The organism is Actinoplanes aureus, from assembly GCF_015704865.1.
Taxonomy (GTDB): Bacteria; Actinomycetota; Actinomycetes; order Mycobacteriales; family Micromonosporaceae; genus Actinoplanes; species Actinoplanes aureus.
Genome location: NZ_JADQTO010000018.1, coordinates 169,182 through 180,276, shown reverse-complemented (window position 1 = coordinate 180,276; position 11,095 = coordinate 169,182). Strand labels below are relative to the sequence as shown.

At 69.4% G+C, this 11,095-nt stretch carries 9 protein-coding genes; 3 read left to right on the top strand and 6 right to left on the bottom strand.

Going from position 1 to position 11,095, the window contains the following annotated elements:
- Positions 1-9 precede the first annotated feature (9 nt).
- Genes I4J89_RS32375 through I4J89_RS32360 form a run of 4 tightly spaced genes read right to left on the bottom strand, consistent with a single transcriptional unit; the run spans position 10 to position 4,745 of the window.
- Complete coding sequence (locus I4J89_RS32375; protein ID WP_196417925.1) at positions 10-846, bottom strand: methyltransferase domain-containing protein; 837 nt, start codon at positions 844-846, stop codon at positions 10-12.
- A gap of 35 nt (positions 847-881) precedes the next feature.
- The gene (locus tag I4J89_RS32370; RefSeq protein ID WP_196417924.1) at positions 882-1,688 is read right to left on the bottom strand and encodes an alpha/beta hydrolase; all 807 of its coding nucleotides are present in this window, start codon (positions 1,686-1,688) and stop codon (positions 882-884) included.
- The gene (gene fabD / locus I4J89_RS32365; RefSeq protein ID WP_196417923.1) at positions 1,685-4,015 is read right to left on the bottom strand and encodes an ACP S-malonyltransferase; all 2,331 of its coding nucleotides are present in this window, start codon (positions 4,013-4,015) and stop codon (positions 1,685-1,687) included. The genes I4J89_RS32370 and fabD overlap by 4 nt, the downstream gene beginning before the upstream one ends.
- Before the next feature lie 37 nt (positions 4,016-4,052).
- Positions 4,053-4,745, bottom strand: coding sequence for a 4'-phosphopantetheinyl transferase family protein (locus tag I4J89_RS32360; protein WP_196417922.1), 693 nt, complete (start codon positions 4,743-4,745; stop codon positions 4,053-4,055).
- Positions 4,746-5,022: 277 nt separating this feature from the next.
- On the opposite strand from I4J89_RS32360, the gene I4J89_RS32355 reads away from it, so the two are divergent.
- Positions 5,023-6,891 (top strand): Xaa-Pro dipeptidyl-peptidase, encoded by a 1,869-nt coding sequence (locus I4J89_RS32355; protein ID WP_196417921.1) that lies wholly within the window; start codon positions 5,023-5,025, stop codon positions 6,889-6,891.
- A 247-nt stretch (positions 6,892-7,138) separates the two neighbouring features.
- Here the strand turns inward: I4J89_RS32355 and I4J89_RS32350 are convergent, their stop codons facing one another.
- A complete protein-coding gene (locus I4J89_RS32350; protein WP_196417920.1) occupies positions 7,139-7,636 on the bottom strand; it encodes an NUDIX hydrolase in 498 nt (165 codons plus the stop codon).
- A gap of 54 nt (positions 7,637-7,690) precedes the next feature.
- Between I4J89_RS32350 and I4J89_RS32345 the strand changes: the two genes are divergently transcribed.
- The gene (locus tag I4J89_RS32345) at positions 7,691-8,188 is read left to right on the top strand and encodes an HIT family protein (protein WP_196417919.1); all 498 of its coding nucleotides are present in this window, start codon (positions 7,691-7,693) and stop codon (positions 8,186-8,188) included.
- Positions 8,189-8,315: 127 nt separating this feature from the next.
- Here the strand turns inward: I4J89_RS32345 and I4J89_RS32340 are convergent, their stop codons facing one another.
- Positions 8,316-9,074: a thioesterase II family protein gene (locus tag I4J89_RS32340; protein ID WP_196417918.1), complete on the bottom strand. Its 759-nt coding sequence runs from the start codon at positions 9,072-9,074 to the stop codon at positions 8,316-8,318.
- A gap of 503 nt (positions 9,075-9,577) precedes the next feature.
- Here I4J89_RS32340 and I4J89_RS32335 point away from each other — a divergent pair.
- On the top strand, positions 9,578-11,092 hold the full coding sequence (locus I4J89_RS32335) for an acyltransferase domain-containing protein (protein ID WP_196417917.1): 1,515 nt from the start codon (positions 9,578-9,580) through the stop codon (positions 11,090-11,092).
- Positions 11,093-11,095 lie beyond the last annotated feature (3 nt).

Sequence of the window (11,095 nt, the reverse complement as noted above, 5' to 3'; positions counted from 1 at the left end):
ACTCGCTCCTCAGTGTCGGTCGCCGGCGGGGTGCGCCTTGCGGCCCGCCGCGGCATAGAGCTGACGGATGATCGCGTGGTCGTCGCGGCGGCGCATGGCGCGCCAGCCCACCGACAGACGCGCGAGGGTACGGCTGTCCAGGTAGCCGTCGCGGACCAGTTGCAGCGGGATGCCCGAGCCCTCCGAGCGCAGGAAGGCGTCGATGCCGGTCACCTGGCTGTGCGCGCTGAGCACGTCGAAGTGGATGTCGCCGAACCCGGCGGCGCGCAGCAGCGCGGGGAGTTCCCGGCCGATGGTGGGATTGCCCCCCTCGTCCCGGCGGGACCGGCAGTAGGCCTGGTAGAGGTCGTCCAGTTCCGGAATGTGGGGATGGGTCATCACGTGCATCGCGAAGTCGTTGTCGACGAAGACGACGATCCCGCCGGGACGCAGCACCCGGTGGACCTCGTGCAGGGCGATCATCGGATCGGCCAGGTGCTCGAGTACCAGCCGGGAGACGACGAAGTCGAACGACTCGTCGGGCAGGCCGGTCTTCTCGATCGACCCCTCCAGCAGGGTGATCGCCGGGCCACCGTCGTCGAGCAGTTCGCGGGCCTGTTCGAGCAGCAGCGGCTCGATGTCCATCCCGGTCAGTACGAGGTCCGGCTCGGCCGTACGCAGGGCCTGGAGAAGAAAGCCGGGACCGCATCCGAGGTCGGCGACGGCCATCCCGGCGCGCAGGCCGAAACGCCGGTACGCCCGCATCTCGGCGTCGGCGAAGAGCTCGACCTGTGCGCCCAGACGCTTGATCTCGGCCGGAACGCTCCGGGCGATCCGCCGTACGTCGTACGAGCTGTCGTTGCGCATCCGCCTGCCCTTCTGCCGGCCTGGATGGGAGCGGGTCAGAGCCCGCCGAGGAACTCACCGATCCGGTCAGCGGCGCGGCGCCACGCGGCGTCGAGCATGACCATGTGACCGCTGCCGGGGATCAGGACCGCGTCGGTGCCATACGCCTGCGCGGTCCGGCGGGTGAGGTCGGGCGGGAACAGCCAGTCCTGTTCGCCACCCATCACCAGCACCGGGATCCGCAGGCCGGCCGGGACGCGGGCGAACCGGCGGGCCAGTTCCTTGCCGGCCCGGTGCGACTCCTTCTGCACCCGGGCCACGTAGTCGCTGCGCTGCTGCTCGGTGAGGGTGCCGTGGAAGAAGGCCTGGAACGGGAACGGGTCACCGGTCCGCATCCGGCCCTGGTGCAGCTTCCACAGCTGCCACATCACCGGCCAGCCGCCGGTGCGTATCCACCGGAACCCGATCCCGGCGCCGATGCCGGACGGCGGCGGCGCGGAGATGAGCACCGCACCACGCACCGAATCGGGCTCCCGGGTGAGGATCCGCTGCACGACGGCGGCGCCCATCGAGTGACCGATCAGCACCGGCGGCTCCGGCAGCTCGGACAGCACCGCCCGTACGTCGTCGTCGAAATCCCGCAGGCGGAAGGAGTTCAGCTTCTCGAAGCCGGCGCTCTCGCCGTGCCCGCGCAGGCTGGGCGCCACGCAGCGGTAGCCGAGCCCGGCGAAGTACGGCAGGAACTTCTCCGCCCAGCACCACGCCCCGTGATAGCCGCCGTGGACGAAGAGCAGAGTGCCGTTGTGCCGCAGCCCGTGCGGCCCGGCGGTGAGCACCTCCAGGCCGGCCTGTACCCCGGTCACGACCGGTACCCGTCCCCGGCGGTGGCCAGCACGAGGTCGTCCGGCGCCGCGGCGCGGCCGGATCCCGCCCGGTAGGCGGTCAGCCGGTCGTTCAGCAGGACGCTGGTCTCGGCGAGCAGGCGGCGGCCGATGTCGTCGGCGTGCCGGTGGCGCCAGTCCTCCAGCTCGGTGCCCCGCACCCAGGAGTTGAACGCGCCAAGGGCCGGTCCGCAGTGCACCTGGTAGTCCACCCGGCCGCCGGGATCCCCGCGCATCGCCAGATCCGAGGAGTAGGCGAAGTACCACTTGAAGACCAGCAGCATCCGCTGCTTCGGGCTCAGCGTCTCCGCGGCCGGCCAGTCGCCGCCCTTGTACTCCCGGACCAGCTCGAACACCTCTTCGAAGGTGCGCTTGAAGTAACGCTGTTCGATCTGCTGGCGGGTTTTCGTGTCGATCGACTCGAGGCTGTCGTGCTGTTGGTAGAGCTGGTAGAGCTTGTTCGCCCGGGCCGGGAAGAACACGCCCCGCTTGAGCACCTGGACCCGCGCCCCGATCTCGAACATGTCCCCGGCCGGGGCGTACGCGGTGTCCTGCACCCCCATCTGCTGCAGCAGATCCTTCACCGGCTCGCTGGTGCCCGCCTCCACCGTGCACTGGTTGACGGACCCGGTGACCAGGTAGTCCGCGCCCAGGATCAGCGCGGCCGCGGCCGCCTCCGGTGTGCCGATACCGCCCGCGGCACCGATGCGTACCCGCTGGCGGTAGCCGTGCTCGGCGGCGAGGTCGTCACGCAGCCGGCGCAGCGCGGGCATCAGGGTGTACGCCACGCCACCGTCGGTGTGCCCGGCCGAGTCCGCCTCCACCGTGAGGTCGTCGGCCATCGGGACCTCGGCGGCCAGCCGGGCCTGTTCCTCGGTGATCCGGTTGTCGCTGACCAGGCGGCGCAGGTGTTGCTCCGGCGGCGGAGCGAGGAACGCGCGGGCCACCTCCGGGCGCGAGACCTTCGCCATCAGGCGGTGTTCCGCCACCACGCGGCCCTGCTCGTCACGCCGCAGCCCGAGGCAGCGATAACGCACCAGGGCCGCGGTGACGTCCATGAAAGCGGACGCCTCCACGAGCCGGATGCCGTGACGCACGTAGCGGTCGACCTGTTCGTCCTCGCGGGCCGGGTCCGCCGGGGCGTGCAGGAGGTTGACGCCGAACACCTGCCCGGGTTCGAGAGCCCGGTGCACCTGGGCGACGGCGTCGTCGATCTGCTGGGGCCGCATCCCCCCGGTGCCCAGGAACCCGAGCATGCCGGCACGCGCCATCCGGATCACCAGGTCGGGCGAGGCGATGCCCCGGTACATCGAGCCGCTCGCGTACGCGTACCGCAAACGGTATTGACGCCGGAACTCGGCGTCGCCGAGCCAGGCCGCGCCCTCATGATCCGCCGGACGGCCATGCGGCGCGGCCTCCGGCCGCCTGCCGCCGTTGCGGCTGGCAGCGGCCGCCGGGGCGGTCTCGCGCCGGATGGCGCGGACCAGGTTGGTGAGCACCTTGCCCGGCCCGACCTGCTCGATCTCCTCGACACCGGCGTCGAGGAGGTACCGCACGGTCTCGGTCCAGCGCACCGGCGAGGTGATCTGCTGGGCGAGCAGGGTGGCGACATCGCCGTCGGCCGGGTACGGCCGGGCGGTGACGTTCGCTATCACCGGTATCCGGGGCCGGGACATCGGTACGCCCGAGAGCGTCCCGGCGAACGCGTCCGCCGCCTCCCGCATGTACCGGGAGTGGAACGCCCCGCTGACGTTGAGGATCGTGTACGCCCGCGCACCGGCCGCCTTGAGGATCGGCCCGGCCCGTTCGATGTCGGCGCGGCGGCCGGAGAGCACGACCTGAGTGGTGCTGTTGAGGTTGGCCATGTCCACGGTGTCCAGCCCGGCCTCGGACAGCGCCCCGGCGACCGCATCGGCCGCAAGCCCGAGCACCGCGGCCATCCCGCCGTCGCGGGCCGTCGCCATCAGCTCACCGCGGCGGGCGACCAGGCGCAGCCCTTCGCCGAAGCCGAAGACACCGGCGGCGAAGAGGGCGCTGTACTCGCCCAGACTGTGCCCCGCCACGTGGTCGGGCGCCCGGCCCGTGCTGCTCAGCCGGTGCAGGTAGGACAGGGCGTTGACGACGTACAGAGCCGGCTGGGTGAACTCGGTCCGCCCCAGCCGGCCGTGCGGGTCCGCGGTGCACAGCTCCGCGACGGAATAGCCGAGGATCCGGTCCGCCTCGGCGGTCAGTTCGGCAAACTCCTCGAACAGGCCCGCACCCATCCCGACGGACTGTGAACCCTGGCCGGGGAACACGTAGGCGATCACGGCGACTCCAATTCGGTCGGACGGCCGGCGGCCGGCGTCACAGGACGGCTCCGACCGGGGCGAGGTCGCATGCCAGTGCGGCGGACAGGGAGCCCGGCAGACCTGGTGCCGACACGGCAGTGCGGATCGGCACGCACAGCGCGAGCAGCCAGTCGTCCACGGCGAGCACGAGCGCTTTCATGGACACGACGTGGCGGTACTCCAGACGCCACCACTCCCCCTCGGTCCGCCAGGCGGCCACCTCGAGCAGGCTCATGTCGATGCTCAGGCCGACGCGGAGGAACTTCGCCAGCGCTTCCTTGGCCGTCCACAGCGCGGTGGCCGCCAACAGTGGATCCAGCCGCAGGCCCCGCGTGATCTCGCCTTCGCCGGGGGTCAGCGCCGAGTGGAGCGTGCCGGCCCGAAGCGGGTCAGCCCGTTCCAGATCGATGCCGACCGGGTGGGCGACGTCGAACGCCACCGCCGCGCCGACCTGCTGGCTGTGTGTCAGGCTCACCGCGACGTCGCCGGTGCCCGGCCCGCCGAGCACCGGCTGGTGGAGGACGCCCGGCTCGAGCCAGATAGCGGCCGGCTCCGGCACCGCGCACAGGTGGGTGACGGCGGCTTTGGCCGCCCAGCGACCGGCGAGATAGTCGGCCCGGCGGCGCTCGTGGCGCATCCGGGCGAGTCGCTGCCGTTCCCGCCGGTGCAGTATCGCTTCACCGGTTGACTGCGCCGAGTATCTGCACATGCTCAACGCAGCTCGGTACACGCTCTCGGAATTGGTCAGGGAAAGTGAACGCGCAGTGGCCAGGTCAAGCATTGCACACCCTAGCTGGATTTCCGTTTCCACCGAGCACTCTAGGAGCCGTCATTCATCGAGAACAACCTCTGCCGATAATTCTTTACAGCCCTTGACAAACCATTGATTTGAAGATTTCTAATTCGCATTGACCGCCCATTTCCGGCGCTGCCAGAATCCGCCCCGGTGAATTCACGCTCACACCAGCCTGCGGGCGGGAGGCACAATGAGACGCTGGATCGCGGGAGCCACCGTCGCCGCGTTGGCGAGCATGGCCACGCTGCTCGGCACGAGCCCGGCGACAGCCGCCCGGCCGGGCCCGGCGGTCCGTCTCGGCATGACACAACCGGTCTTCTCGTACGCGGACGCGATACGGGAAACCGTTTACGTCGAGTCCGGCGCCGACGGCGACCGTGACGGCCGGCCGGACCGGATCGCGGCCGACGTCATCCGGCCGCGGGCCACCGCGCTCGGCCTCCGGGTGCCGGTGATCTTCGAATCCAGTCCGTACTACGCGTGCTGCGGCCGGGGCAACGAGAACGAGAAGAAGCAGGACGGCACCTTCCCGCTGTATTACGACAACTACTTCGTGCCCCGCGGCTACGCCGTGGTCCTCGCCGACCTGGCCGGCACGCGCGCCTCCGAGGGCTGCGTCGACCTCGGCGGACCGAGCGAGATCCAGGGCGCCAAGGCGGTCGTCGACTGGCTGAACGGTCGCGCGCGGGCGTACCGCGCCGACGGCAGTCCGGTCGCCGCCGCCTGGAGCACCGGCCGGGTCGGCATGATCGGCAAGTCGTGGGACGCCGCCACCGCGAACGGCGTCGCCACCACCGGCGTGGCCGGCCTGCGGACCGTCGTCCCGGTCGGCGGTCCGTCCAGCTGGTACGAGTACCACCGCGACGGCGGCCTGCCGATCCAGCCGCCCTGGCCGCGCCCGGCGCAGATGTTCGGTCAGGTCAACGGGCGGCCCGCGGAGACGTGTGCCGCCGCGCGCGCCGAGCTCGAGACCGCACCGGACGACGCCACCGGCAACTACAACGATTTCTGGGCGGCGCGCGACTACGTCCGGTCCGCCGACCGGGTGCGGGCCGCTGTGCTGCTGGTGCACGGGCTCAACGACTGGAACGTCGACCCGGAGCACTTCGGTGCCTGGTGGGAGGCGCTCGGCCGGAACGCCGTCCCGCGCAAGATCTGGTTGTCCCAGGTCGGCCACGCGGAACCGTTCGACTTCCGCCGGGCGGAGTGGATGACCACCCTGCACCGCTGGTTCGACTTCTGGCTGTACGGCATACCCAACGGGATCATGAGCGAGCCCATCGCCGACGTCGAGCACGCCCCCGGCCAATGGAAGCGGCACCAGAGCTGGCCGGACCGCCAGGCGGCCCCGGTGACGGTACGCCTCGGCGCCGGCGCACCGGACGGTCCCGGCGTCCTGACCACCGGCCCGGTCGGCGCCGCCACCGGAACCTTCACCGACGATCCCGCACAGCGCGAGACCGCGATGGTGGAGAACGAGCAGACCGTGACACCCGGCCGGCTGGTCTTCCTCTCCCCCGCGCTCACCCAGCCGGTCCGGATCTCCGGCACCTCGTACGCCCACCTCACCGGCCGGGTGAACGACACCGACACGAACCTCGCCGTCAAACTTGTCGACTACGGACCGGCCAACCGGGTGGTGACCGGCCTGGTGGTGGACAACGGCGTTCCGTCCTGGTCGGAAGGGCTTGTCACGCTGGACACCGAGACCTGCTGGGGCGCCAGCACCCCGGCTGACGACGCGTGTTACCGGGAGACCGCCGAGCGCACCGCGGACACTCCCTACGACGTCGTCACCCGGGGCTGGCTGGACGCGAAGAACCGTGACTCACTGCTCGCCGAGACACCGCTGGTGCCCGGGGAGACCTACAACTTCACGGTCCGGGTCCAGGTGGACGACCACATCTTCCCGGCCGGGCACCGGATCGGGGTGGTGGTGGCCGGCAGTGACCCGTTCTGGACCCGTCCGGACACCAACCGCGCCCAGGTCACGCTGGACCTGGCGGCGAGCACGTTCCGGCTGCCCGTCGTGGGTGGTGCCGCCACCCTCGGGTTCTGACCGTCCTCACTGCCTGTTTCTCTGCTGCAAGATCGAGTTAGGCCTGGTTCTACGCTCGCAAGATGAGCGGTGACGAGCGTGGCGCCAGAGCGTGAAAACCGCCGAGACCGTCAGCCGGGAACGCGCGGATTCAATGGCGCGAAGCTGACCAATGGCCGGAAGCGTCACCTGATCGTCACCCGGCCTCATCGCCGCCTGATCAGGCCCGAATGGCGTCTTCTGGGCACACGCGATCCAACCCCTCTCCTCACGATCTCGAGCCCATCCGAAAGGGCGAATCGGCGAACCATGGATCGCCATCGCTGGCCAGGGCGAGTGCCAAGCAGCGCGCCTGATGAGGAGGCAAAGACGGCATTGAGTCCGGATCGAACCAGCCGACTTCGACGGACTCGTCGTCGTTGACCTGGGCGTCCCCGGCGACAACTCGGCAGCGGAACCCGATGGCAAGCCAATAGACTTGATCGCCGTTGGGGGCAACGGACAAATCCAATGCCTCGACCGAGAGCAGCCGCTCGACCCCCACTTCAACACCGGCCTCCTCGAACACCTCGCGCCGGGCACCGTCGGCCGGCTGCTCGCCCGGCTCCAGACATCCGGTGGTGAGAGCCCAATCGCCACTATCTGAACGGCGGACCAGGAGCACCCGGTTCCGTTCATCGAGGACCACCGCGATGACGCCGCTCAACGGCAACGGGGCATGGCCGATCTTGGAACGCAGGGCGGCCACGAACTCGGGTATGGGCATGCGAGCACCCTACGAAGAACGTGCCAGGACCTGGCGTCGCCTACCCTGCCCTGCATGAATCATGACCAGCCTGCGCGAATTGCTTTCGATTTCGAGCAATACGGCCGCCGCGTACGGGAAGGACCATGCTTCGTCTGCGCCTTCCTCGACGGCCACGAGGACTATCAGCATCACAAGCTGTACGAAGACGGCGACACCATCGCGTTTCTCACCCGCCACCCTGTCCAGCTCGGGTACTGCCTTGTGGCACCGAAGCGACATGTCGAAAGCTGGATTCACGACATGGAGGAGCTCGAGTTCCTTCGCTTCCAGGGCGCGGTCCGCAAAGTGGCTCTCGCCGTCGCGGCTACCGTACCGACTGAGCGGATGTATTCACTGAGCTTAGGCAGCCAGCAGGGCAACGCACACCTGCACTGGCACCTCGCCGCACTACCGCCTGGCGTGCCGTACCACCAGCAACAGTTCCATGCTCTGATGGCGGAGAACGGGGTTCTGCCAGTCGACGATGCGACCCAGAAGGCACTCGCTCAACGCATCCGAGAACATCTCTAAGGCCTAACGTCCACCAGCGGCCAGCCAGAAACGGCCATGACAGCTCTGGAGCTGTCGACGGACCGTTCGGCAATGAACGTCCCCCCACTCGAAAGCCGTCGTCACCTGGAGAAATGGGTTCAAACAGCTACTCAGCGCGGGCCGAGATCCGCGCTTCCAGCCGCGCCGCGATGTGTGCCACCACCTCGGTGGCGCGCTCGGCGAGATAGAAGTGACCGCCCGGGAAGACGCGCAGCTCGCATCCGGCAGTCGTGTGATCCGCCCAGCCCTTGGCGTCCACCACCGACACGCGTGTATCGCTGTCACCGGTGAGCACCTCGATCGGCGAGCCGACGGTGGCGTCGGCAGGGTCGCACCGGTACGTCTCGATGGCCGTGTAGTCGGCACGCAGCGCCGGCATGATCATTTCGATCACCTCCGGGTCGGTGAGCAGGCTCATGTCGGTGCCGCCGAGCCGGCTCATCTCAGCGATCACGCCCGCGTCGTCGCGCCGGTGCACGTTGTCCTCGCGGACGAGCGAGGGCGCGCGCCGGCCGGAGACGAAGAGCACCCGGGGCGCCGGGGCGCCCCGGCGTTCCAGCCGGCGGGTCACCTCGAAGGCGACGATGGCGCCCATGCTGTGACCGAAGAACGCGAACGGACCCGGGACCGTGCCGGCCAGCACGTCGGCCAGCCGGTCGGCGAGCCGGCCGAGGTCGGTGATCGCCGGTTCGCGGTAGCGGTCCTGACGCCCCGGATACTGCACGGCGAGAACTTCAACGTCGTCGCCGAGAAGCCGGGCGTGGGGAGCGAAGTAGCTGGCGGATCCGCCCGCGTGCGGGAAGCAGACCAGCCGGACCGGGGCCTGCGGAAGGCGTCGCGCGGCCCTGATCCAGGTCTGATCCATGTATGCCTCATTCTCGGGCCGAACTGACGTTGGAGACCAACGGCCAGCATTCGGCATCGAGAGCATTCGCGCGAGTCTGATTCGAAATCCTGAGCCCCGCCGATCGGCGAAGCAGCGGCCTGGTTCGGTCGCGGTCGCCGGCCCGTGCATAGGAGATGCCTATTCGATCATCGTTCGCGCGGCCATCGCTGAAAGAGTGGCCTCGGTTCGCTGACTGGTGAACCAGCCGTCTCGAGGAGGTCCCATGCCGACATAGTTCGCGAGTATCACCACGACCAGGTCCGCACCGGCTCCACTCAACCTATTCCGATGCCCGGGGCGCCTCGATACACCGACTGATCGAATACTTCGATATACGCCTTGGCACTGTCAGTAATGCGTTAGTAGATTTTGCCAGCTAGAAAATCAGTGCTGATCATGCCACATTTCTGCGCGGGGGATATAGATCATTTCAGCGGTCGCCGGTTTCCCCGTGCTCGATTTTTGCAAACCGGGGAGTTCTCATGCACCAGGCCGACCACGATGACGTCCTGACCAACTCCGCACCGTCGCGCCCTGCGGGCCGTACCGCGTTTCTCTTTCCCGGCCAGGGCGGCTACTCGCCCGCGCTCCTGACACGCGCCATGCGGGAGATGGACGGAGTGGACAGCGTCCTGGAGACCGTCCGTTCGGTGGCTCGCGCCGAGGCGGGAATCGAGCTCGACCCGTACGTCGCGGATGAAAGCCTCGACACCGACACGCTCCTGCAGGCGTCACCGGAGGCGCTTCAGTTCCTCATCTACGCGGCCTCCGTGGGCATCGCGCAGGCGTTGCAGAAGGCCGGTGTCACGCCGGACGTCTACGCCGGGCACAGCTTCGGCGAGATCAGCGCGCTGGCGGCGAGCGGAGCCTGTTCGATCGAGGACGGCGCCCGGATCGTGGCCCACCGCAATCGCGCTCTCGCGACGGTCAAGGGCCGGGGCGGCTACATGATGTCCGTAGCGATGGACCGTGCCCGCGCGCAGTATCTGCTGAGTTTCCTCGGCGCCACCGACGTCGCCGTCGCCGGGCAGAACGAGGAGAAGCAGGTCGTCGTCTCCGGCGCGACCGCGACGATGGACCGTCTGGGCGCCGTGCTGAGCGCGACCGGCACGGCCGGCAGCCGGATTCCCTCGCCGTACCCGTTCCACAGCCCGGTGCTGGCGCCCGCCGTCGACATGTTCGCCGCCGCGCTGGGGAGCATTCGCTGGACCGAACAGGTCGCCCGGGTCTACTCGCCCATTCTCGGCCGGGCGTACCGGCCGGGTGACGACATGGCGACCCTGCTGGCGCAGCACTTCACCACGCCGTTCGACTTCCTGTCCGCCGTCAGGTCCCTGCACGGCGACGGAACCCGCCTGTTCGCCGAGTGCGGCGGACGCGACGTCCTCACGAAGATCGTCAAGCGCGTGCTGTCCGGCGAGCCGGGATGGGCCGCGGTGGCGACCGACTCCACGACGCCGTCCGCCGCGTCGGCCGAACAGATCCTGCACTTGACGGCCGGCGGCGATGATCTGCGCCCGCAGATCCGGGCGCTGCTCGACCCGGTTCCGTCCGCCGCGGATTTCGACCGGTACTGGAACGCGGAGCGGTTCACCGTGCTGGCGACCATCCAGCAGTCCTGGGAGCGGTTCCGGTCCACCTCAGCCGTCCCCATGTCACCCGCCCCGGTGATCGAGGCACCGGTGTCCGTCGTCGAAACCGCCGCGCCCGCCGTGGCGACCGTCTCGATCCCCGGGCGCGACCAGGTCTACGCCGAACTGGTGGAGCTGTACGGCGAGGCCCTGGAGTACCCCGCGGAGGTGTTCTCCGAGAACGTCGACCTGGAGGGTGACCTCGGCGTCGACTCGGTCAAGCAGACCGACCTGCTGGGCCGGGTCGCCCGCAAGTACGGCCTGCCGCCCGCACCGGAAGGGCTGCGCCTGAGCGAGTACCGGACTCTGGGCGACGTCGTCAACCTCGTCATGACCGCCGCCGAGCGGCCCGTCCCGGTCGCCTGAGAG

Bases quoted from the DNA above. Each gene is read 5' to 3' on its own strand.
- I4J89_RS32375 (WP_196417925.1), bottom strand. From the start codon at position 846: ATGCGCAACGACAGCTCGTACGACGTACGGCGGATCGCCCGGAGCGTT.
- I4J89_RS32360 (WP_196417922.1), bottom strand. From the start codon at position 4,745: ATGTGCAGATACTCGGCGCAGTCAACCGGTGAAGCGATACTGCACCGG.
- I4J89_RS32355 (WP_196417921.1), top strand. From the start codon at position 5,023: ATGAGACGCTGGATCGCGGGAGCCACCGTCGCCGCGTTGGCGAGCATG.
- I4J89_RS32350 (WP_196417920.1), bottom strand. From the start codon at position 7,636: ATGCCCATACCCGAGTTCGTGGCCGCCCTGCGTTCCAAGATCGGCCAT.
- I4J89_RS32345 (WP_196417919.1), top strand. From the start codon at position 7,691: ATGAATCATGACCAGCCTGCGCGAATTGCTTTCGATTTCGAGCAATAC.
- I4J89_RS32340 (WP_196417918.1), bottom strand. From the start codon at position 9,074: ATGGATCAGACCTGGATCAGGGCCGCGCGACGCCTTCCGCAGGCCCCG.
- I4J89_RS32335 (WP_196417917.1), top strand. From the start codon at position 9,578: ATGCACCAGGCCGACCACGATGACGTCCTGACCAACTCCGCACCGTCG.